This is a genomic window from Kitasatospora purpeofusca (assembly GCF_000718025.1).
Taxonomy (GTDB): Bacteria; Actinomycetota; Actinomycetes; order Streptomycetales; family Streptomycetaceae; genus Kitasatospora; species Kitasatospora purpeofusca.
Map to the genome: position 1 here is coordinate 58,099 of NZ_JODS01000022.1, position 21,092 is coordinate 79,190.

The 21,092-nt window shown below is 74.2% G+C and carries 19 protein-coding genes; 3 read left to right on the plus strand and 16 right to left on the minus strand.

From position 1 onward, the window contains the following. Window positions 1–104: 104 nt before the first annotated feature. From IF01_RS49365 to IF01_RS0127375, 3 genes are all read left to right on the plus strand, one after another. A complete protein-coding gene (locus tag IF01_RS49365; protein WP_051756306.1) occupies window positions 105–1,256 on the plus strand; it encodes a ricin-type beta-trefoil lectin domain protein in 1,152 nt (383 codons plus the stop codon). Between the two features lie 319 nt (window positions 1,257–1,575). After that, window positions 1,576–2,757 (plus strand): elongation factor Tu, encoded by a 1,182-nt coding sequence (tuf, locus tag IF01_RS0127370; RefSeq protein WP_030396216.1) that lies wholly within the window; start codon window positions 1,576–1,578, stop codon window positions 2,755–2,757. A gap of 205 nt (window positions 2,758–2,962) precedes the next feature. Next, the gene (locus IF01_RS0127375) at window positions 2,963–3,424 is read left to right on the plus strand and encodes a rhodanese-like domain-containing protein (RefSeq protein ID WP_030396217.1); all 462 of its coding nucleotides are present in this window, start codon (window positions 2,963–2,965) and stop codon (window positions 3,422–3,424) included. A gap of 11 nt (window positions 3,425–3,435) precedes the next feature. Here IF01_RS0127375 and IF01_RS0127380 read toward each other — a convergent pair whose 3' ends face one another. The 16 genes from IF01_RS0127380 to IF01_RS0127455 all read right to left on the minus strand — a co-directional run bounded on the left by IF01_RS0127380 (window position 3,436) and on the right by IF01_RS0127455 (window position 21,090). Further along, window positions 3,436–4,719 carry an MFS transporter gene (locus IF01_RS0127380; RefSeq protein WP_078880350.1) on the minus strand — a complete coding sequence of 428 codons (1,284 nt, stop codon included), beginning with the start codon at window positions 4,717–4,719 and terminating at the stop codon, window positions 3,436–3,438. Beyond that, window positions 4,712–5,911: a cytochrome P450 family protein gene (locus IF01_RS0127385; protein WP_030396219.1), complete on the minus strand. Its 1,200-nt coding sequence runs from the start codon at window positions 5,909–5,911 to the stop codon at window positions 4,712–4,714. Before IF01_RS0127385 ends, IF01_RS0127380 begins: the two co-directional genes overlap by 8 nt. A gap of 64 nt (window positions 5,912–5,975) precedes the next feature. Beyond that, window positions 5,976–6,653, minus strand: coding sequence for a DUF5825 family protein (locus IF01_RS0127390; RefSeq protein WP_030396220.1), 678 nt, complete (start codon window positions 6,651–6,653; stop codon window positions 5,976–5,978). After that, the gene (locus IF01_RS0127395; RefSeq protein ID WP_051756352.1) at window positions 6,634–8,583 is read right to left on the minus strand and encodes a RiPP maturation radical SAM C-methyltransferase; all 1,950 of its coding nucleotides are present in this window, start codon (window positions 8,581–8,583) and stop codon (window positions 6,634–6,636) included. The genes IF01_RS0127390 and IF01_RS0127395 overlap by 20 nt, the downstream gene beginning before the upstream one ends. 118 nt (window positions 8,584–8,701) lie before the next feature. Continuing rightward, window positions 8,702–8,860, minus strand: coding sequence for a hypothetical protein (locus IF01_RS49065; protein ID WP_167349777.1), 159 nt, complete (start codon window positions 8,858–8,860; stop codon window positions 8,702–8,704). Further along, window positions 8,857–10,713 (minus strand): prolyl oligopeptidase family serine peptidase, encoded by a 1,857-nt coding sequence (locus IF01_RS0127405; RefSeq protein WP_051756308.1) that lies wholly within the window; start codon window positions 10,711–10,713, stop codon window positions 8,857–8,859. The genes IF01_RS49065 and IF01_RS0127405 overlap by 4 nt, the downstream gene beginning before the upstream one ends. A gap of 194 nt (window positions 10,714–10,907) precedes the next feature. After that, complete coding sequence (locus IF01_RS0127410) at window positions 10,908–12,248, minus strand: sulfate adenylyltransferase subunit 1 (RefSeq protein WP_030396223.1); 1,341 nt, start codon at window positions 12,246–12,248, stop codon at window positions 10,908–10,910. Window position 12,249: 1 nt separating this feature from the next. Then, complete coding sequence (gene cysD / locus IF01_RS0127415; RefSeq protein ID WP_051742601.1) at window positions 12,250–13,182, minus strand: sulfate adenylyltransferase subunit CysD; 933 nt, start codon at window positions 13,180–13,182, stop codon at window positions 12,250–12,252. Further along, window positions 13,179–13,742 carry an adenylyl-sulfate kinase gene (cysC, locus tag IF01_RS0127420; protein WP_051756311.1) on the minus strand — a complete coding sequence of 188 codons (564 nt, stop codon included), beginning with the start codon at window positions 13,740–13,742 and terminating at the stop codon, window positions 13,179–13,181. Before cysC ends, cysD begins: the two co-directional genes overlap by 4 nt. A gap of 99 nt (window positions 13,743–13,841) precedes the next feature. After that, window positions 13,842–15,158: a condensation domain-containing protein gene (locus tag IF01_RS0127425; RefSeq protein WP_030396226.1), complete on the minus strand. Its 1,317-nt coding sequence runs from the start codon at window positions 15,156–15,158 to the stop codon at window positions 13,842–13,844. Further along, window positions 15,158–16,714: an amino acid adenylation domain-containing protein gene (locus IF01_RS0127430; RefSeq protein WP_051756314.1), complete on the minus strand. Its 1,557-nt coding sequence runs from the start codon at window positions 16,712–16,714 to the stop codon at window positions 15,158–15,160. Before IF01_RS0127430 ends, IF01_RS0127425 begins: the two co-directional genes overlap by 1 nt. After that, a complete protein-coding gene (locus tag IF01_RS0127435; RefSeq protein WP_030396228.1) occupies window positions 16,711–16,986 on the minus strand; it encodes a phosphopantetheine-binding protein in 276 nt (91 codons plus the stop codon). The genes IF01_RS0127430 and IF01_RS0127435 overlap by 4 nt, the downstream gene beginning before the upstream one ends. Before the next feature lie 111 nt (window positions 16,987–17,097). Continuing rightward, window positions 17,098–18,351, minus strand: a complete 1,254-nt coding sequence (locus tag IF01_RS0127440) for an MFS transporter (RefSeq protein ID WP_030396229.1) — start codon at window positions 18,349–18,351, stop codon at window positions 17,098–17,100. Between the two features lie 95 nt (window positions 18,352–18,446). Next, complete coding sequence (locus IF01_RS0127445) at window positions 18,447–19,187, minus strand: sulfotransferase-like domain-containing protein (RefSeq protein WP_030396230.1); 741 nt, start codon at window positions 19,185–19,187, stop codon at window positions 18,447–18,449. After that, window positions 19,184–20,257 carry a M20/M25/M40 family metallo-hydrolase gene (locus tag IF01_RS0127450; RefSeq protein WP_157855364.1) on the minus strand — a complete coding sequence of 358 codons (1,074 nt, stop codon included), beginning with the start codon at window positions 20,255–20,257 and terminating at the stop codon, window positions 19,184–19,186. Before IF01_RS0127450 ends, IF01_RS0127445 begins: the two co-directional genes overlap by 4 nt. An 11-nt stretch (window positions 20,258–20,268) precedes the next feature. Continuing rightward, window positions 20,269–21,090, minus strand: a complete 822-nt coding sequence (locus IF01_RS0127455; protein ID WP_030396232.1) for a [LysW]-aminoadipate kinase — start codon at window positions 21,088–21,090, stop codon at window positions 20,269–20,271. Window positions 21,091–21,092: the final 2 nt, after the last annotated feature.

The window sequence follows — 21,092 nt, forward strand, 5'->3', positions numbered from 1 at the left end:
GCATGAATGTCGGAGCGCCGCCACGCGCAGGACACCCCTGGTTCACGCTGCGGCCGGACGGCCGGAGGAACATCCCCAGCGCCCGCCCTCGCCCTGGAGGCCACGTGTCCGGACCGCCCGACCCGCCGTCAGCCGCCGTGCCCGACAGGGAGTCCCCGCCCGTTCCGGCGCCCCGGCCGCACCGGGACGGCGGCACACCGGCCGCGGGCCCGGACCCCGCGCCCGCACGCTTCTCCGACAGCTTCCTGCGCCACACCCCGAACCCGCCGCGCGGGCTCCTGCCGCAGGCCCGGGTCTGGACCACCACGGCGGCCGCGGCCGCGCTGGTCGGCGCCGTCGCCCTCGGCTCCGCCCTGCTGCCCACCGGGAACGGAGCCGCACCGCACGCCGCACCGAACGCCGCCGCCCCCGCCGCGACGGTGACGACCGTCGCGCCCGGGGCCGCCGACCCGACCGACGGCCCGCCGAGCTCCCCTCCCGCCCCGGAGCCCTCGGCCGCCGAACCCGCCGAGCCGCCTCCGGCGGCCGAACCCGCCCCGGTGGCCGCCGAACCGGTGCCGACCGAGGCGGCGGCGGACCGGCCGGACACCACCGACCGGAGCGCCGACCGGCCCGCCGCCCTCCCACCGGTCGCCGCCCGACCGCAGACCCGCGCACCGGCACCGGTCACCACCGACCGACCGGCGGCCGCCGCCCCGGCTCCCGCCGCCGCCCCGGCCCCTGCCGCCCAGCCACCCGCGGCCCAGCCGGCCGCTCCGGCGGCCCCGCCGGCCGTCGCCACCCAGGCCCCGGCACCACCGCCCGCCGCACCCGCGCAACCGGCACCGGCGCCCACCACCCAGGCGCCCGCACCCGCCGCACCCGCTCCGCCGCCCGGCCGCCCCATCGCGGGGCGCGGCTCGCAGCGCTGCATCGGCACCATCGGCCGCCGGCTCTCCGACGGCGTCGGACTGGAGCTCCAGGACTGCACCGGCGGCGCCTGGCAGACCTGGGACTTCCGCCCGGACGGCACCGTCCGGGCCGGCGACCTCTGCATGGACGTGGCCTGGGGCTCGGTCGTCAACGGCACCCGGATCCAGGTGGCGATCTGCAACGGCAGCCCCGCCCAGAAGTTCGTCCTCGCAGGCCCGGAGGACCTCGTCAACCCGCAGGCGAACAAGTGCGTGGACGCCAAGGACAAGGGCACCGCCGCCGGCACCACGATCCAGCTGTGGGACTGCTCCGGCACCCCCAACCAGAAGTGGTACCTGCGCTGACCCGTCCGGTTCGGGGGACGGCCCGGGCGCCACACTGACACCGCCCGCCGGGCACCGGCCCGCGCGACGCGGGCCGGTGCCCGGCGGAAACTCGCTCGCGGACAGCCGCGCGCACCGGCATGATGAACCGCATGTTCCAGTACGCCATCGCCGAGTTCCCCGCAGTCGCGGGCGCGATGGCTGCTGCCCCGGCAGTCGCAGCCGCATTCGACGGCGCACGAAGCTGACCTTCCCCGGGTCGTCCCCGGGACCTCGGACGGGGAAGGTCGGCCCGTCGCAGAGGTCCCGTCAGCACATTGACGACTCCCGGAGAGAAACCATGGCCAAGCAGGCCTTCGTGCGCAGCAAGCCGCACCTCAACATCGGCACCATGGGTCACGTCGACCACGGCAAGACCACCCTCACCGCGGCCATCACCAAGGTCCTGGCCGAGCGCGGCGGCGGCTCCTTCGTCCCGTTCGACCGGATCGACCGAGCCCCGGAGGAGGCCGCCCGCGGCATCACCATCAACATCGCGCACGTCGAGTACGAGACCGACACCCGGCACTACGCCCACGTCGACATGCCCGGCCACGCCGACTTCGTGAAGAACATGATCACCGGTGCGGCGCAGCTGGACGGCGCGATCCTGGTCGTCTCCGCCCAGGACGGCATCATGCCGCAGACCGCCGAGCACGTGCTGCTGGCCCGCCAGATCGGCGTCGAGCACGTCGTGGTGGCGCTGAACAAGGCCGACGCCGGCGACCCGGAGCTGCTGGAGCTGGTCGAGCTGGAGGTGCGCGAGCTGCTCGGGGCGCACGGGTACGACGGCGCGGCCCTGCCGGTGGTCCCGGTCTCCGGGCTGCGCGCGCTGGAGGGCGACCCGTACTGGTCGGCCGCGCTGCTGCGGCTGCTGGACGCGGTGGACGCGTACGTGCCGACACCGGTGCGGTACACCGACGCGCCGTTCCTGCTGCCGATCGAGAACGTGCTCACCATCACCGGTCGCGGCACGGTGGTGACCGGCGCGGTCGAGCGCGGGCGGGTGCGGACGGGGGACCAGGTGGAGATCCTCGGTCACGACGCGGACCTGCGGTCCGTGGTGACGGGGGTGGAGACCTTCGGCCGGACGATGGAGTCCGCGGAGGCCGGTGACAACGTCGCGCTGCTGCTGCGCGGGGTGCAGCGCGGACAGGTCCGGCGCGGCCAGGTGGTCGCGGCGGTCGGCAGCGCCTCCGTGCACACCGGCTTCACCGCCGGACTGCGCCTGCTGTCGGCGGCCGAGGGCGGCCGCCGGACGCCGGTCGCCGACGGCTACCGCCCGCAGTTCTACCTGCGGACGGGCGACGTGGTCGGCGAGGTCCGGCTGCCCGAGGGGGTCGCTGTCGCGCGGCCGGGCGAGACCGTCGAGGTGACGGTGACGCTCGGGCACTCCGTGCCGCTGGAGCCCGGCCTCGGCTTCGCCGTCCGCGAGGGCGGCCGGACGGTGGCGGCGGGGACGGTGCGGACCGTACTCGACTGAGCCCCCGCGCGGGCGGCGGACCCTCGGGTCGGCCGCCCGCGCGGAGGTCGCGGGCCGTCCGTCGAGCGCGGTGGCGCGAGTGCGACCGGCCGAGAAGGGTGGCGGGATATTGGCGGACGGCGGCGATCACGACACTCGTGGGTGGGGTGGGCCATCGGCCAGGATCGGTGCATCAGCCCGTACCGCTCGATCCCAGGAGTACTCGATGAGCAGCGCCGTTCTCTCCGTTCCGCCCGCCGAGCCGGCCGTCGCCGAGGCGCACTTCCTCTCCCGGCTCAGCTTCGAGGCAGATGTCTCGGACGTGCGCGCCGACCTCACGGCGGGGGTGCCCGGGCTGGTCGTCGTCGACTCGCGGAGCGAGGTGGCGTGGGCGCAGGGGCACATCCCGGGTGCGCTGCACCTGCCGACCGCCCGGATCCCGGAGCTGGCCGGGCAGTTGGTCGACCCCGGGGCCACCGTCGTCACCTACTGCTGGGGACCCGGCTGCAACGGTGCCACCCGGGCCGCGCTCGCCTTCGCCCGGCTCGGCTACCGGGTGAAGGAGATGCTCGGCGGCTTCGAGTACTGGGTCCGCGAGGGCTTCGCCTTCGAGACCGCCGAGGGCACCGAGCGGCGGCCGATCGACGACCTGACGGCCCCGCGCTCGGGCATCTCCTGCGCCTGCTGACGGCGCCGGGCTCACAGCTCGCGGATCTCCGGGCGGGTCAGGGCGTAGCCGAAGGCGCCGAGCAGGCAGACGCCGGTGGTCGCGAGGACGCCGCTGCTGCCGAAGGCCTCGACCGCCGCGCCGGCCGCGATCACGGAGACGGGGAAGACGCCGAGACCGCAGAAGGTGATGGCCGCCATGACGCGGGCCAGCAGGGCGGGCGGGGTGCTCTTCTGGACGCCGGTGACGACCAGGACGTTGGTCACCGTGCTGGCGCCGCCCGCGACGAGGAGCAGCAGCACCGCGCCGACCAGGCCGGTGAACGGCACCAGGCCGATCGCCGCGCCCATCACCAGGCCGGAGCGCATGGCGGTGCGGCCGCGCGAGCGCACCGCCGTGAGGCCGGCCGCGAACAGGCCGCCGACCAGGGCTCCGCCGGTGAAGGCGGCCAGCAGCAGGCCGAGGCCGACGGCGCCGGCGGCGAAGCCGTCGGTGGCCAGGGTCGGCAGGGCGACCCTGGTGGCGCCGCCGACGGTCAGGTTGGCGATCACCGTCACCGTCAGCACCGCGCGCAGCAGCGGCGACTCCCGCAGCAGGGCACGGAAGTTCCGCGGTACGGAGGCCCGTTCGGAGATCGGGCGGGGCGGTGCGACCGTGCTGCCGCGGCCGATCAGCAGCAGCGTCGCCGCCGACACGGCGAAGGTCGCCGCGTCCAGGCCCAGGGCTACGGCCGGGTTCAGCCAGGCGACCAGGGGGCCGGCGGCGGCCGGGCCGAGCAGGCCGGCGCCGAAGGTCACGGTGCTGTTGAGCGCGTTGCCCGCGTGCAGGTCCTCGGCGGGCAGCAGGGTCGGGGTGATCGCCCAGGCGGCGGGCAGGAACACGCCCGCCCCGAGGCCGACCAGCAGCGCGAGCGTGCCGATCAGCCAGTAGTTCGCCGAGCCTGCGGCGGCGGTCGCGCACAGTCCGGCGGTGGCGAGCAGTCGGCCGAGGTCGGCGGTCATCATCACCCGCCAGGCGCCGAACCGGTCGGCGAACATCCCGCCGAGCGGGGTGGCGGCCAGCCGTCCCGCGCCGTAGGCGGCGACCACCAGGCTCAGCTGGCGGGCGCCGCCGCCGAGGGACTGGACCAGCAGCGGCAGGGCGACCACCTGGAACGCGTTGCCGAACTCCGAGGTGCCCTGGCCGATCACCAGCAGGCGGTAGCCGCGCGAGCGCAGCGGCGCGAGGCCGATGCGGGGGCGGAAGCGCAGCAGTCCGCCCGGCTTCGGGCCGCTGTCGGTGCCCGTGCTGCCGCCCGTGCCCGTGCCGCTACTCATCGAGCGAGACCGGGAGCGACTCCAGACCACGCAGCATGATCGTGTTGCGCCACGGCAGGGTTTCCTCCTCGGCGGCCAGCTCGATCCGGCCGAAGCGTTCCAGCAGGCCGGTCAGCGCCACCTCGCTCTCCAGCTTGCCGAGGAAGGAGCCGAGGCAGCGGTGCAGGCCCTGTCCGAAGGCGAGGTGGCCAGGGTCGTTCCGGTCCAGGATCAGCCGGTCCGGGTCGGTGAAGCGGGCCGGGTCGCGGTTGGCCGCGCCGAGCGAGAGCAGGACCAGCTCGTCCGCCGGGATCTCCACGTCGTCGACCGTCACCTCGGCGTTGGTGAACCGCATGGTGGCCATGCTGACCGGGGACTCGTAGCGCAGGAACTCGTCGATCGCGACCGGCATCGCCGCCGGGTCGGCGCGCAGCAGGGCCAGTTGGTCCGGGTGGTGGAGCAGGGCCAGGGTGGCGGTGCCGAGCAGGTTGACGGTGGTCTCGTGGCCGCCGATCAGCAGCAGGAAGACCATCGAGAACACCTCCTTCTCGGTGAGTTCACCGGCGTCGCAGGCCTGCACCAGGTCGGTGAGGATGTCGGTGCGCGGGGCCGCGCGCCGGGCGGTCATCAACTCCCGCAGGTAGTCGTTCAGTTCGCCGGTGGCCTGGTCGAAGGTCATCTCGCCGCCCTGGGTCAGGATCGCCGTCGACCAGGTGCGGAAGGACTGCATGTCCTCCGGGGGGAAGCCCAGCAGCTCGCAGATGACCATGATCGGCAGCGGGAAGGCGAAGTCCGTCACCAGGTCGGCCGTCCCCCGTCCGCGCAGCCCGTCCAGCAGACCGCCGGAGATGCGCTCGACCATCGGCCGCATCAGGTCCACCCGGCGGCGGGTGAAGACGCCCTGGATCAGCCGGCGCAGCCGGGTGTGGTCCGGCGGGTCGCTGTTGAGCATGTGGACGACGTCCGAGCCGAGGGTCAGACCGGCGCCCCGTCCGCTGGCGATGGCCTGGCTGCGGCGGACGTCCTGCCCGAACCGCGGGTCCATCAGCGCGGCCCGGACGTCCTCGTACCGGGTCACCAGGTAGACCGGCAGGCCCTCGCCGAACTCCACCACGGAGACCGCTCCGGCCTCGCGGATCCGGGCGAGCGTGGGGTAGGGGTCGCGGATGAACGCGGACATCCGCGCGGCGGCGTCGTCGACCGCGGTGCTCATGCTTCTCTCCTCGAACGGGTCGGACGGGTCGGACAGGCCGGACGGGTCGGACAGGCCGGACTGCTCAGACGGTCAGGGACGGGAACGGCCAGCGGCGCACCCGCATGGGCAGGAACCAGGCCCGCCCGGCCTGTTCGGCGATCAGGCCGGCCTCGGCGAAGTCCCGGTGGACGGCCTCCGGCAGCAGGCCGACCTCCACGCCGTCGGCCAGCGCGTCCAGTTGGGCCAGGTGACCGGGCTCGTCGACGGTGAACAGCTCCAGCGTCCCGAAGCGGCGGTCCCGCACCTCGACGAAGCCGGGGCCGCGCCGGTAGACGCACTTGCTCGGGAAGTAGCTCGCGCGCCAGTCGGCGGCCACCTCGGCCGCCGCGCCGCCGGTCAACTCCTCGGGCGGGTAGAGATGGTGGAACCGCCGCTGCTCGACGCAGCCGTCGGTGCAGACCGCGTGCCAGAGCGCGGCCAGCCCCTGCCCGGTCGCCTCGCGCAGCAGCATCAGGGCCCGGGCCGAGGCCGCCGGCGCGTCGGCGCACAGCCGCACCGGCTCGGTCAGCCGCAGGCAGCGGACGCCGGCCCGGTGCAGCTCGGTGATCTCCTCCCCCGCCGGTCCGGTCAGGGTCCGGCGGCCGAGCCCGATGCCCGGCAACTCCCTGACGGCGGGGTCGTAGTCGAGCCAGAGCTCGGCCTCCGGGCCGGCCGCCTGCCAGGCCGCGGCGTCGGTCCGCTCAGCCGATCGGGACGGCATCCAGCACCTCCTCGGTCTCGGTCCCGGCGCCAGGACCGCCAGGACGGGCGGGACGGGCGGGACGGGCGGCGGCGGGGCCGTGCCGGTGCCGCATCCGCATCAGCACCTGGTTGTCGGACTCGACTGCGACCTGGAGGTAGCTGTCCCCGTCGTGGAACAGCAGGCCCAGCGCGGTGAACCGCTCCAGCACCGGTTCGACCGCCGCCGCGCCGCCGGGGAGCTTCGAGGCCAGCGCGGCGGGCGAACGGGGCTGCCCCAGCAGCCGGAAGGCGGCGATCTCCACCGGATCGGTCAGCTCGACCACCCGCCAGTCGTAGCCGGGCCGGGTGTTGACGAGCACGATCCGCCCGCCCGCCTCCCGGTAGGTGAGCCGGCTGTCGGGGAACCGGGCGAGCCAGGTGTCCACCGCCTCGCCCAGCCGCTCCGCGACCGCGCCGCCGATCCCGCGCGGCGGTGCGGTGAACACATAGGCCAGTTCGGCGAGTTCGCTCTCCGGCAGCCGGTAGGTCGCGCGGTACTGGAAGGCCGGCCTGGTGATCGCGAAGCCCAGTTCGGGGCGGTCGAAGTACGGGCTGAAGCGCTCGATCGCGATCCGCCCCGCACCGGTCGGCGGGTCCAGGTGGTGCAGCACGGGCAGTTGGCGGATCACCGACTCGTAGTCGTCCGGCTGCTCGCCGGGGAAGCCGTAGAGGTAGTTCCAGGTGACCGAGACGCCCGCGCTCTGCGCGTCCCGCAGCGCGCGCACGTTCTGGCAGCCCGTCACCCCCTTGTCCATGATCCGCAGGACCCGGGTGCTCAGGTTCTCGATGCCGGGCTGCACCTGGGCCGCACCGGAGTCGCCGAGCAGCTGGAACTGGTGGCGGCGCAGATTGGCCTTGATCTCGAAGTGCAGCCGGAGGTCGACCGGGAGTTCGGCCAGGGACTTCAGGACGGTGTCGAAGTAACCCATGTCCAGGATGTTGTCGACCACGTAGACGTCCAGCAGCTGGTGGCGCTCCGCGAGGGTGAGCACCTCGGCGAGGAAGTCCGCCGGCGGCTTGGAGCGGAACTCCATCGAGGAGCCGTTGAGACCGCAGAAGGTGCAGTGGTGCTTCTCCCCCCACCAGCAGCCCCGGGAGCCTTCGAGCACGAGCTTGGGGTCGACCCAGCCGGCCGCGACGGAGGCGTCCAGCCGCTCGTAGAAGCCGTCGTAGCGGGGGGTCAGGATCGCCGCGGGCGGCAGCGGGCGCCTGGACATCTCGTTGGCCGTCGACTTCCCGGACCCGTCCCGCCAGCACAGCCCGGGGACGTCCGCGAGGTCCCCGCCCGCCAGCAGCGCCGGGAAGGCCGCCTCGCCCTCGCCGCGCACCACGTAGTCCAGGAAGGGGAAGTTGCGGTGCAGCGCCGCGCCCTGCGGGCCGTCGCAGTTCGCGCCGCCGAACACCGTGCGCACCTGCGGGCAGCGCTGCTTGAGCAGCCGGGCGGCGGCGAGGCTCGCCGTGTTCTGCTGGAAGGTGGTGGTGAAGCCGACCAGGTCCGGCGGGTCGGCGGCGATCTCCTCGACCAGTCGGGCGATGAACACGGGGGCGAGCGCGCGGGTGGCCCGGGTGAGGGCCATCTCCTGCTCGCTCGCGCCGTTGGTGGCCAGGTACTCGAAGTACCGCTCGGCGTCGGCGGATTCGGCGAAGCCCGGGGCGGGCTCGTCCTCGCCGTACAGCGCGCCGGCGAAGGCCCAGTCGCCGGCGCCCTGGAAGTAGGACTTCTCGGAGAAGTACTCGTAGTCGTCCACGCCGAATCCGGCGGTCTCGGCCGCCCAGTCCACGAAGTCCAGGTTGGCGTAGCGCACTTCGACCTCGTGGCCGGCGCGGGCGGCGGCGGTGTGCAGGATCCCGAGCGCCAGCGACGGCACGTCGATCGCACCCCAGGGCATGTGCAGCAGGACGATACGCATGATGGCCACTTCTGTCGTGCGCGGGCGGTGGACTCGGGCGGTGGCAAATAGGCTGTGGGCAGGGGCGGTGCGCGGAGTGTCGCTCCGGAGCGCCGAGGCGCCCCGGAGCGACCGGGAATCACTTCTTGGACTCCGGCTTCGGCTTCGGCTGCCCCTTGAGGGCGGGCGCGACCGGTGCGGCCTTGGTGATGTCGAGCGCGAAGTTCTGGACGATCACCGCGCCACGGTCACGCTCCGGGGTACCGATCGGGTCGTTCTGGATGCTGCGACGCTTCATGGCTGTTCACCTCCTTCCATCGGCTGGGCGGTTCCCCCGGGGCGGTCGCCCCGAGGTGGTCGGTGGGGTGGTGCGGGTGGTGTCGGCCAGGCCTGTCCGGCGAACCGGACCATCGCGGCCAGCACCGACCGGTGGTCGGCGGTCCGGCGGCTGTAGTGGCCGCCGTCCACCCGGAGCAGTTCGTGCGGCACCGCCAGCCGGCGCAGGTCCGCGGCGTACCGGGCCACCTGCTCGGGCGGGCACCGCTCGTCGTCCCGCGAGACGACCAGCAGCACCGGCGAACGGACCCGGTGCACGTACGACCGCGGGTCGGCCGCGCGGTAGCGCTCGGGCACCTCCTCGGGGCTGCCGCCGAAGAGCTGCCGGTCGAGCGCGCGCAGGGCCGGGGTGGTGCCGCGGTAGGTGGCGGGGTAGTCCGCGATCGGCTGGGCGGCCATGCCGAGCGACCACAGGTCCGGCTGGACGCCCATCGCCAGCAGGGTCAGATAGCCGCCCCAGGAGAACCCGCAGAGGCCGGTGCGGTCCGCGAGCGCCGTGCCGTCGGCGACCAGCTCGGCGCGGACGGCGGCGAGGTCCTCGATCTGCGCCAGCCCGACCCGGTAGTCGTACTCGTGCTGCCAGCGGGTGCCGTAACCGGTGGAGCCGCGGTAGTTGGTGCGCACCACCGCGTAGCCGTGGCCGACCAGGATGTTCACCCTGGGGTCGTAGGAGTCCCGGTCGTGGGTGGCGGGGCCGCCGTGCACCAGGAACAGCGTCGGCCACGGGCCCCGGCCGGGCGGGGTGCTGACGAAGCTGTGGATCCGTCCGTAGGGGCGGGGCGTCCAGCGGCGGCCGCGGGAGGTGCCGTCCAGGTCCAGGCCGGGGTGGTCCGGGTCGGGGCCCGATCGGACCGCCGCCCCCGTCCGCGCCTCCGTACCCGCCTCCGCCCGCTCCTCCGGGCGCAGCACCAGCGGGCGGGGCGGGGTGGACTCCCGGCTCCAGACGCAGTGCAGGGTGCCGTCCGGGGCGCAGGACAGGTCGTGGATGGTGCCGCCGGGTGTGCCGAGCTCCCGGACGACGGGCGACGGGTCGAGCTCGGCGAGCAGCAGTCGGCTCCGTCCGGCCCGCTCGTGCTGGATCAGCACCCCGCGCGGCCCCCGGTACCAGCCGGCCGATATCTGGGCGTCGAAGGACAGGCCCGGGTAGCGGCGCAGCCCGGTGTCCGCGCGCCAGGTCGCGACGGTGTACCGCTCCTCCTCCTCGACCACCAGCAGCAGTTCGGGGTCGTGGACGGCGAGCGGGTTGAACTCGATCGGCCAGAGCCGCAGTCCGCCGCCCCCGGCCGCACTGACGGCCGGGCCGCCGTCCGTCCGCCACAGGAGCACCGCGTCGTCCCCGTCGGGCCGCCCGCCGAGGGCGAGCAGCCGGCCGTCCGGCGACAGGTCGGCCAGGCTCAGGTACCCCGGCGCGGAACCGATCAGCCGTGCCTCGCCCGCGGGCGGTCCGACGTAGCAGTGCGAGGCCCCGTCGACGCCGACCGCCACCGCCGCGAGCGCGCCCGTCCGGTCGAAGGCGACGCCGTACGGGCGCCCGGCCGGCACCCCGTGCAGCGCCTCGCCGTCCGGCCCGCCGGCGAACGGCTCCCGCCGCCACCGGCCCCGCTCGTCGCTGTCGGCGTCGAACCACCAGATGGCGTCGCCGTCCGGCTCGATCTCGCTCAGGTGCACGCCGCCGGGCCGGTCGGTGACCACCCGTCGCCGGTCCGTTCCGAGGTCCCAGGCCACCGCCTGCCAGCGCTCCTCGACGAGCCGCGTCTCGACCGCTCGGCCCGCCGCGAGCGCGGCGAAGCCCGGGGACTGGAACGCCTGTGTCACGGACCCGCCCTTCCGGCTCGATGGTGGGAAAAGGCTGCGCCGAACGTTCGAGGAACCAGCGAACTCCTGTGACACAAAGGTCACTTGTGGAGGAGCGCGGTCCACTCTAGGGGGGTGCTGCGGACTCGAACAGACCTCTCGCACGGTTGGCCGAAAGAAAATTGAAATGGACACCGCCCGACGGGAGGCACCGTCTAGAAGTCCCAGCCGTCCGCCTCCACCGCCACCGCGGCGACGACCGCACCGGCGGCCCGGAAGGCGTCGCCCGCCATCCCCGCGGCCAGCGTGGTGCCGTCCACCGGGTCGATCAGCAGGAACGCCCCGGTGCGCCGGGAGTCGGCGTAGGAGTCGAGGGCGAGCGGCTCGGCGGTGCGGACCCTGACCCGCCCGATGTCGTTGGCGACGAGGCTCCCCGGCTCCGGGTGCTGGGAGAGGTCGTCGAGTGTGAGCCGCGACGGGATGTCCTCGACGATCGCCTTCACGGTGCGGGTGGTGTGCTTGAGCAGGACCCGCTGGCCGACGGTGAGCGGGGTGTCGGCGACATGGCAGACGGTGGCCTCGACCGTCTTGGCGATCCGCGGCGGCCGCGGTCCGGCGGTGAGCATGTCGCCCCGGCCGACGTCGATCTCGTCGGCGAGCCGGACACTGAGCGAGGCGCCCGCCGCGACCGCGTCCGCCGCCTGTCCGAGCACGTCGAGCGCGGCGACGGTGGTGACCCGGCCGGAGGGCTGCACGGTCACCGCCTCGCCCACCCGGAGCCGCCCGCTGAGCAGTTGGCCCGCGTAGTAGCGCTCCCCCTGGTGCCGGATGACCATCTGGACCGGGAAGCGGGTGGCACCCTCGGCCGCGCCGTCCCCGACCTCCACCGACTCCAGGTGCTCCAGCACGGTGGGGCCGCCGTACCAGTCCATCCGCGCGGAGGGCTCGACCACGTTGTCCCCGGCCAGCGCGGAGATCGGGATCGCGGTGACCTCGGGGACGCCCAGCGCGGTGGCGTACGCCGTGAACTCCTCGGCGATCAGGGCGAAGACGGACTCCGCGTAGCCGACCAGGTCCATCTTGTTGACCGCGAGGACGACGTGCGGGACACGCAGCAGCGCGGCGATGGCGGCGTGCCGGCGGGTCTGCTCGACGACGCCGTTGCGGGCGTCGACCAGGATGACCGTCAGTTCGGCGGTGGAGGCGCCGGTGACCATGTTGCGGGTGTACTGCACATGGCCCGGGGTGTCGGCGAGGATGAACCGGCGCCGGGGGGTGGCGAAGTAGCGGTAGGCGACGTCGATGGTGATGCCCTGCTCCCGCTCGGCGCGCAGGCCGTCGGTGAGCAGCGCCAGGTCCGGCACGGCGGCGCCGCGCGCGCGGGAGGCGTGCTCGACGGCCTCCATCTGGTCGGCGAGCACGGACTTGGAGTCGTGCAGCAGTCGCCCGACGAGCGTGGACTTGCCGTCGTCGACGGAGCCGGCGGTGGCGAAGCGCAGCAGGGTGGTGGGCGACGGGCCGAACAGGCCCTCGGCGGCGGTGCGGTGGCTGCTCATCCTAGAAGTACCCTTCCCGCTTGCGGTCTTCCATCGCCGCTTCCGAGAGCTTGTCGTCGGCGCGGGTGGCGCCGCGCTCGGTGAGCCGGGAGGCGGCGATCTCGGCGATGACCTTCTCGATGGTGGTCGCGTCGGAGTCGACGGCGCCGGTGCAGGACATGTCGCCGACCGTGCGGTAGCGGATCAGCCGGGTCTCGACCGGCTCGTCCGCCGTCGGGCCGCCCCAGTCCCCCGCCGTCAGCCACATGCCGGCCCGCCGGAAGACCGGCCGCTCGTGCGCGTAGTAGATCGCCGGGAGGTCGATCTTCTCGCGGGCGATGTACTGCCAGACGTCCAGTTCGGTCCAGTTGGACAGCGGGAAGACCCGGACGTGCTCGCCGGGCGCGTGGCGGCCGTTGTACAGCTGCCAGAGTTCGGGGCGCTGGCGGCGCGGGTCCCACTGCGAGAACTCGTCGCGCAGCGAGAAGACCCGCTCCTTGGCGCGGGCCTTCTCCTCGTCGCGCCGCCCGCCGCCGAAGACGGCGTCGAAGCGCTCGGTGCGGATCCGCTCGGTGAGCGGCACGGTCTGGAGCGGGTTGCGGGTGCCGTCGGGGCGTTCGCGCAGCACGCCCCGGTCGATGTAGTCCTGCACGGAGGCGATGTGCAGGCGCAGTCCGCGTTCGGCCACCACCCGGTCGCGGTAGTCGAGGACCTCGGGGAAGTTGTGGCCGGTGTCCACGTGCAGCAGCGCGAACGGCACGGGCGCGGGCGCGAACGCCTTCAGCGCCAGGTGCAGCATGACGATGGAGTCCTTGCCGCCGGAGAACAGGATCACCGGCCGTTCGAACTCCCCCGCCACCTCGCGGAAGATGTGCACCGACTCGGACTCCAGGGCGTCCAGGTGGCCGAGGGCGGAGAGGTCGTCCGTCATCGTGCCGATCGGGCGGGGGTTCATGTCAGCCGCCTTTCCGCCAGCAGGTTCAGCAGGTCCGCCGCCGATTCGGCGACCGTCTGCCGGTGCGCGGGGATGCGCAGATCGGGGTCGGCCGGGGCCTCGTAGGGGTCGTCGACGCCGGTCAGTCCGGTGAGCTCCCCGGCGGCCTGCCGGGCGTAGAGGCCCTTGACGTCGCGTTCGGCGCAGGTGCTCGACGGGGTCGCGACATGGACCTCCAGGTAGGGCGTGCGGGAGGTGTCGTGCCGTTCCCGGACGGCCTGCCGGCTGTCCGCGTAGGGCGCGATGGCCGGGACCAGCACCAGCACGCCGTTGCGCGCCAGCACCTCCGCGACCAGGCCGATGCGCTGCACGTTCGTGTACCGGTCCGCGCGGCCGAAGCCGAGGCCGGAGGAGAGGGTCAGGCGGAACTCGTCGCCGTCCAGCACCTCGACCCGGCGGCCGTCGGCGCGCAGGCGCTCGGCCACGGCATGGGCGATCGTCGTCTTTCCCGAACTGGGCAGGCCCGTCAGCCACACCGTCGCACCGCACTCGCACGCGCGCGTCGTCGGGCTGGTTCGCAACTCCGTTTCCACCGGTGTGTCGCTCTCTTTCTGGAAGTCGGGAAGTCGGGAAGTCGGGAGGTCCGGAAGCCCGGAAGTCCTTGGGTGGGGCGGCCCGGCTCAGGCGGTCGCGGCCAGCCGGTCGAACAGGTCCCGCACCGGCACCCCGGGGTCGGCCGCGGCCGCCGCCAGCGCGGTCCGCCACTGCCGCAGTACGAGCGCCGCCTCGTCCGCGCTGAAGAAGTCCAGGGCGTAGTCGGCCCGGACGTCCCACCCGTCGCCGTCCGCGACCACGTACTGGAGCCAGTCGAACTTCGCCGCGGCGCCGCCGACGTGCACCCGTTCGCAGCGCAGGCCGGGCAGCTCCAGCCGGCTCGGCGACTGGTCGAGGACGAGACAGATCCGGCTGAGGTGCTCGCCGGACAGCACGCCCCGGGTGCGGCCGACGCCGCCGCCGAGCCGGGCGTAGGGCACGTTGCGGTGCCTGAGCACGTCCAGCGAGCGGCGTTTGGCGGCGGCGCACACCTCGGCGAAGGTGGAGTCGGCGGGGACCCGGTAGCGGACCGGGAGCAGGTCGGTCAGACAGCCGAACACGCCGTCGAGGTCGGGCTCGCCGCGGCGGGACACCGGGGTGCCGATCACCACGTCCTCGCCGTTCACCGCCGCGGCGGTGACGGCCGTGCAGGTGCTCATCAGGACGTGCGGGGTGGTCCGCAGCGCGCGGGCCGCCGCGCGGACGGCCTCCCCCAGTTCGGCGGGCACGGTGGTCCGCACGGTGTCGCAGGCGGAGCCGCGCCGGGCGGCGAGCGGTCTCGGGCGGGGCGGCAGCTGGGCGAGGGCGGGCGCCCCGGCCAGCAGGTCGGCCCAGAACGCGAGGTCCGCCGGGGCGGTCCCCACCGCCCGGGCCCGGACGGCGTGTTCGCCGAGCAGCAGCGCGGGCGGTTCGAGCCCGGCCGGGGCGCCGCCGGTCTCCTCGGTGTACAGGGCGGACAGTTCCCGGTCGAGCAGCACCAGGGAGGCGTCGTCGACGGCGACGTGGTGGATCTGCAGCAGCAGCACGTGCTCGTCCGGCGCCCGGTCGTAGAGGGTGAACCGGGCGGGCGAGACGGTCAGGTCGAGCGGTCGCTGCCCGGCCCGGCGCAGCGTCTCGTACAGATCGTCGTGGTCCGGCTCCCCGCCCGGCCAGGGCAGGCGTTCCAGCGGGACGGTACCGGCCGGGTCGACGCGCTGCACCGGGCCGTCGTCACCGAGGTCGAACCCGCTGCGGAGCACCGCGTGCCGGGCGACCAGGGCGGCCAGGGCGCGCTCCAGGGCCGGGACGTCGAGCGGTCCCAGGATGCGCTGGGCCCAGGTCTCCAGGAACGGTGAGGGCTCGCCCAGGAACCGGTCGGCGATCCAGAGCGCCTCCTGCTCGTAGGTCTGCGGGAATTCGCGCATCAGCGGGGGCGCCTCTCCAGAGCCGACAGGTCGACCTTGCCGTTCTCGCGCCTCGGCAGCTCGTCCAGTTGCTCGAACCGGCCGGGCACGGCGTAGGCCGGGAGCGTGCCGGTGAGCTTCCTGCGGACGTCCCGCGCGGTCAGTTCGGCGCCCTCGGCCAGGGTGTAGACGAGCGCGATGTGCTCGACCGTCCCGCCGGCGTCGGTCCGCGCGACGGCGGCGCAGGTGCGGATCTCCGGCAGCGCGCCGGCGGCGGCCTCGATGTCGCCCAGCTCGATCCGGTTGCCGCTGAGCTTGACCTGCCGGTCCCGGCGGCCGTGGTAGTGCAGGACGCCGTGCTCGTCGAGCAGGCCGAGGTCGCCGGTGCGCAGGGCGCGGCGCCGCTGGCCGTCGATCTCCAGGGTGGGGAACCGCTCGCGGGTCAGCGTCGCGTTGTTCAGGTACCCGAGCGCCACGCCGGGGCCGAGCGCCACGATCTCGCCGCGTTCGCCGCGCGGCGCGGGTGTGCCGTCCTCGCGCAGCAGCAGCACGGTGGTGCCGGGCACCGGCCGGCCGACGGGGATGCCGGTGGGGACGGTGGTGTCGGCCGGCCGCATCCGGTGCACGGTCGTCAGCATGCAGTTCTCGGCCGGGCCGAAGCCGTTCCAGAGCGGCAGGTCGGGGAAGCGCTCCAGGAAGCGCGCGACGTGCCGGGGGGACTGCTTCTCACCGCCGACGTAGAGCGTCCCCAGGCCCGCGAAGGCGTCCGGGTCCTCGTCGACGACCAGGTTGAACAGGGAGGTGGTCAGCCAGAGCGTGTCCACGCCCTGCTCGGCGACGAGGGCCCGCAGCCGGCCGGGCATCAGGTGGTTCTCCTCGACCACCACGCAGGTGCCGCCGGTGGTCAGCTGGCCCCACAGCTCGAAGGCGTACATGTCCCAGGCGCCGGGGGCGACCTGGGCGGTGGTGTGCCCGGGGCCGAAGCCGTCCAGCCCGCCCGGGCCGAACATCCGGGTCACCGCCCGGTGCGGGATCAGCACCCCCTTGGGGACGCCGGTGCTGCCGGAGGTGAAGAACACCGTGGCCAGGTCGTCGGGGGCGGTCCGCACCGGGGTGAACGGCCTGGTCGCCGCCCCGGCCGCCAGCGCGGCCAGCGGACCGGGGGCGAGCGTCCTGGTGACGCCGAGCGGCTCGCCGCCGGGCCGGCCGACCACCACCGGGTCGTCGAGCTGGGCGAGGATCGCGGCGAGGCGGCTCGCGGGCCAGCGCGGGTCGAGGGTGGCGTACGCGGCGCCGCTCATCAGCACGCCGAGCTGGAGCGCGATCAGCTGGGCGCCGCGCGGCAGCAGCAGCGGGACGATGTCGCCGGGCCGCACGCCCCAGTCGGTCAGCCGGCCGGCGAGGACCCGGGCCGCCGAGGCGAGGGTCCGGTAGTCGATCCGCTCCTCGCCCTGGACCAGGGCGAGGGCCCCGGGCGCCCGGTCGGCGTGGGCGGCCACCGCGGCGTGCACGCTCCGCGGCGGCGGGACGTAGGCGGCGGGGACGTCGGGCACGGGGACGTCGGTCTCGGCGGTCATTCCGCACCGAGCCGGATCTGCTCGGTGAAGTCGGCCAGTTCGTCGTACTCCAGCAGCCAGGCGGGGTCGACCTTGAACCCGAGCCGGCGCTCGATCCGGGCGCAGATCCGGATGGCCGCCAGCGAGGTGCCGCCGAAGTCGTAGAAGCTGTCGCGGCGGCCCACCAGGTCGACGCCGAGCACCTCGGCCATGACGTCGGCCACCTGCTGCTCCAGCTCGTCGGCCGGGGGCTCGTACTCGGCCTTGCACACGACGTCGCGGTTCTCGGTCACGGGATCTCCTGTTCTCGGCTGATCGGCTGCTCGGCCTGTCTCGACGGCTGGGTGTGCTCAACGGCTGGATGCGGAAAGGCGACTGGGCGACTGGGCGCAGCGCGGCCCGGCTCAGGCGATCGGTTCGACGGCGCTCGCGGGCCGCACGTCCCGCTCGGCCTCGCGCAGGGCGCGCGTGGTCACCCGGGAGGCGAACACCACGGCCGCCAGCGCCAGTCCGACGCCGCAGACCACGAAGGCGTGCGCGGGGCCCAGCCAGCGGCCCAGGCCACCGCCGGTCAGCGCGCCGACCGGCACCGCGCCGAGCACGATCAGCCGGTAGGCGGCGGTGACCCGGCCGAGGAGTTCGTCGGGGACGGCGGCCTGCCGCAGGGTGCTCACCACGATCTGGTTCAGGGCCGTGGAGATCGCGGCGAGGAACATGACGATCTCGGAGAGCACGATGCTCCCGCTGAGCCCGAGGACGAGGTAGCTGGCGGCGGGCACCAGTGCGGCGAGCCAGGTGACCGGCCCCCCGCCGATGGCCGGGACCACCCGCGCCGCGATCAGCGAGCCGATCACGGCCCCCACGGCCGGCACCGCGATGAAGACGCCGTACCAGGACTTGGAGACGCCCAGCGGCCCGGTCGCCAGGAGGACGAGCAGACCGGCGGTGGCGGAGGAGAACAGGTTGATCGAGCCGGAGATGAACGCCACCCGGCGCAGCAGCCGGTGCTCCCAGAAGTAGGACCAGCCGGCCCGGATGCTGCGCAGGACGTCGCCCGCCGAGTGCTTGCCGCCGCTGGTGTCGCTCGCGGTGGGGAGCATCCGGGGCAGGGTGACCGCGGCCAGCGCGGCGAGGGCGAAGAGCCCGGCGGTGGAGGAGAACACCATGACCGCCGACAGGGCGAACAGGGCGGCGCCCGCCGTCGGTCCGACGAAGTTGTTGATCGCCGACTGGGTGGCGAACAGTCGCCCGTTGGCCCGTTCCAGGTCGGCGCGCTCGACCAGCCGCGGCGGCACCGTCAGCGCCGCGTTGTCCACCAGCGTCTCGGCCGTGCCGGCCAGGAACACGGCGAGGTAGAGGACAACGATGCTGTGCAGGTCGGCCGCCAGCGTCAGGACGAGCAGGAGGAAGCCGACCGCCCGGATCGCGTTGCCCCACACCATGATCAGGCGCCGGTCGATGCGGTCGGCGAGGGCGCCGGACGGCAGGGTGAAGATCAGCCAGGGCAGGAACTGCGCCACCGTGATCCCGGCGACCAGCAGCGGGTCGCGGGTCAGCTCCACGGCGAGGAGGGGTACGGCCGCCAGGACCAGGCCGTCGGCCAGATTCGACAACCCCTGCGACCACCACAGCCTGGTGAAGCCAGGGCCCAAACTCATGTCCGCTCCTCTTGTTCGTGCGTACGTGCAGGTGTGCCGTGCGGATCGTGCATGCCGTGCATGCCGTGCGTTCTCGCGTGCCTTCGAGGACCGGATCAGCCGTTCGCCGGCGCCGGGGCGCCGCCCAGGGCCGCCGTGATCCGCGCGTAGTAGGGGAGTTGGTCCCGCTCGAACGCCTCGGCGATCGGCTCCAGCTCCGCCGGGAACGGCTTGCGCCCGGCCGGAGCGGCACCCAGCGCCCGCGACTCGCCGGCCGCGGCGTGCCAGCGCCCGGTGGCCTCCCAACTGGCGGGCGGCTGCTGCTTGAAGGCCAGCGCCTCGGCGCGGAAGTCGATCCCCATCGCCTCGCAGTACCGCCGCACCTCCGCCTCCGCGCCGCCCGCCAGCCGGTCGCCGTCGACCAGGTGCATCGGCAGGCCCGCGGCGGTCACCGTCTCGACGATGTCCCACAGGTGCCCGAAGCCCATCGCCGAGGAGGTGGCGTCGGCCTGCATCACCAGGTGCGAGCGCACGGTGTCCCGGGGGTTGCGGACCATCGCGGCGTGCCGGCACCGCCGCAGGAAGGCCAGGTCGGTGCCGAGCCGGTCGAGCGGGAAGTCGGTGGTGTCCTTGAAGAACACCGGCCGCTCGGCCGCCGTGTCGACCAGCGCGGCCATCACCTCCTCCTGGCTGGCGCAGCTGCGGCCGGCCACGTCCGCCTCGCCGAAGTCGCACACCCGGGAGAACGGCTCGTGGACCACCAGGAAGTCGCCGCGCTCGTACATCGCGCGCTCGAACGCGGTGGAGCGCGACCTCGGCACGCTCCAGAGCGCCAGCAGGCTCGGCTGTTCCGTCATGACGCCGCCTCCGGAAGGGTCTTGTCCAGTTCGGCCAGGGCGGCGCGCAGCACGCGGATGCCGTCGAGGTACTCCTGGACCAGGATGTGCTCGCTGTCGGTGTGGTCCTCGTGGCAGTCGCCCGGGCCGTAGGTGGCCATCGGTACCCGCCAGGTCCTGCTCAGGGTGTTCATGTCGCTGGTGCCGGTCTTGAGCTTGTGCGCGGGGCGCAGCCCGGTGGCGGCGATGGCGCGGGAGAGCGCGCGGACGCAGGCGGAGCCGCGCGGCACGGTGACGGCGGGCACCTCGTACACCGCCGACACCTCGACCTGTTCGCCGAGGACCGCCCGGACGTCGCGCAGCAGGTCCTCGGCGGAGGCGCCGGGCGGGGTCCGGAAGAGCAGCGAGCAGGAGCTGACGAAGGGTTCGAACCGGCCGTCCCGGACGACCATGCCGATCCCGTCGAAGGTGTCGTTGCCCCGGGTGCCGTAGGTGTCGAAGAGCCGGGCGAGGGCGCGGACCAGGGTCTCGCTGGACTTCGGTCCCGGGGTGGCGGTGTGGGTGCGCTCGACCTCGCAGCGCACCGCCAGCTGGACCATGCCCTTGTAGCCGACGGTGACCGAGGACGCCCCGCTCGGTTCGCCGACGATCACGGCGTCCGGGACGGGGACGGTTACCCGGACGTGCTCGGCGCCCCGGGAGTGCAGCGTCTCCTCCTCGACCGCGCCCACCCAGTGGATCCGGATGCCGAGGTCCCGGCTGTTGAGCGCGGCGACGAGCATCGCCGTCAGCGGGCCCTTGGCGTCGACGGCGCCCCGGCCGCGGACCAGGGTCTCGGTGTGCTCGAAGGGCACCTCGCCCGGCACGGTGTCGAGATGGCTGAGCAGCATGACCGTGCGGGTCCCGTGCCCGACCAGGACGTGCACGTTCCCCACCTCGTCGAGGTGGCTCTGCGCGCCGTGGGCGGCGGCGATGTCCCGGAGGCGTTCCGCGAGCTTCCGCTCGCTGCCGGAGACGGACGGGACCGCCACCACCTCGGCGAGCAGGGCGACGGCTTCGCTGTCGCTCAACGCCCGCGTTTCAGTGTCCAACTGATGGATCGTCATATGCTGCCACGGCCCTTTCCGATGAGGGTACCGCTGCCGCGCAGGGCGGCCGCGATCGGGGCTTCCACCCGGCCGTCGCAGACCTGGACCGCCAGGGCGCCGTGGTCCAGTGCCTCCACGGCGGCGGCGACCTTCATCCGCATGCCGCCGCCCAGGGTGGCCACCAGCTCCGCGGCGGCGTCCCGGTCCAGTTCGGGGACGACGGAGGCGGGGTCGTCGCGGTCGGCGAGCACGCCCGGGGTGTCGGTGCAGAGCAGCAGCCGGTCGGCGCGCCAGGCCGCCGCGATGGCGCAGGCCATCCGGTCCGCGTCGACGTTGGTGGGCTCGCCCTCGGCCGTCATCCCCGGCGGGCAGACCACGGGCAGGATGTCGCAGGAGTGCAGCGCCTCCAGCACCCTGGTGTCCACGCCGACCACCTTGCCGGCCAGGTTGTCGCGCACCACCCGGACGCTGTCGCCGAACACGGCGCGGATCGCCGCCTTGCGCCGGGTGCGGACCAGCCCGCCGTCCATGCCCGAGAGTCCCGCGGCGGTGACGCCGCGCGCGGCCAGCTCGGAGACGATCCGGGCCTGGGTCCGCCCCCGCATCGCCATCATCAGGGCGGTCAGGGTCGCCGCGTCGGTGTACCGGGTCACCATGCCGTCCGGGGACCGCAGGGTGCGCCGGGGCAGGCCGAGTTCGGCGACGGTGTCGTCGATGTCCCGGGAGCCGCCGTGCACCACGACGATGCGGTGCCCGGGCCACAGGGCGGCGATGTCGTCGGCGATCGCGCCGCTGTTCTGCTGGAGGCTTCCGCCCCACTTCACCACGATTCTCATGC

What these genes read in the sequence shown, in the direction of transcription:
- IF01_RS49065 (WP_167349777.1), bottom strand. Translation starts at nt 8,860, where the DNA reads ATGAAGCGTCGCAGCATCCAGAACGACCCGATCGGTACCCCGGAGCGT.
- IF01_RS0127430 (WP_051756314.1), bottom strand. Translation starts at nt 16,714, where the DNA reads ATGACCGCCGAGACCGACGTCCCCGTGCCCGACGTCCCCGCCGCCTAC.
- IF01_RS0127445 (WP_030396230.1), bottom strand. Translation starts at nt 19,187, where the DNA reads ATGACGGAACAGCCGAGCCTGCTGGCGCTCTGGAGCGTGCCGAGGTCG.
- IF01_RS0127455 (WP_030396232.1), bottom strand. Translation starts at nt 21,090, where the DNA reads ATGAGAATCGTGGTGAAGTGGGGCGGAAGCCTCCAGCAGAACAGCGGC.
- cysD (WP_051742601.1), bottom strand. Translation starts at nt 13,182, where the DNA reads ATGAACCCCCGCCCGATCGGCACGATGACGGACGACCTCTCCGCCCTC.
- IF01_RS0127390 (WP_030396220.1), bottom strand. Translation starts at nt 6,653, where the DNA reads ATGCCGTCCCGATCGGCTGAGCGGACCGACGCCGCGGCCTGGCAGGCG.
- IF01_RS0127425 (WP_030396226.1), bottom strand. Translation starts at nt 15,158, where the DNA reads ATGCGCGAATTCCCGCAGACCTACGAGCAGGAGGCGCTCTGGATCGCC.
- IF01_RS0127380 (WP_078880350.1), bottom strand. Translation starts at nt 4,719, where the DNA reads ATGAGTAGCGGCACGGGCACGGGCGGCAGCACGGGCACCGACAGCGGC.
- IF01_RS0127410 (WP_030396223.1), bottom strand. Translation starts at nt 12,248, where the DNA reads ATGAGCAGCCACCGCACCGCCGCCGAGGGCCTGTTCGGCCCGTCGCCC.
- IF01_RS0127395 (WP_051756352.1), bottom strand. Translation starts at nt 8,583, where the DNA reads ATGCGTATCGTCCTGCTGCACATGCCCTGGGGTGCGATCGACGTGCCG.
- IF01_RS0127375 (WP_030396217.1), top strand. Translation starts at nt 2,963, where the DNA reads ATGAGCAGCGCCGTTCTCTCCGTTCCGCCCGCCGAGCCGGCCGTCGCC.
- IF01_RS0127385 (WP_030396219.1), bottom strand. Translation starts at nt 5,911, where the DNA reads ATGAGCACCGCGGTCGACGACGCCGCCGCGCGGATGTCCGCGTTCATC.
- tuf (WP_030396216.1), top strand. Translation starts at nt 1,576, where the DNA reads ATGGCCAAGCAGGCCTTCGTGCGCAGCAAGCCGCACCTCAACATCGGC.
- IF01_RS0127440 (WP_030396229.1), bottom strand. Translation starts at nt 18,351, where the DNA reads ATGAGTTTGGGCCCTGGCTTCACCAGGCTGTGGTGGTCGCAGGGGTTG.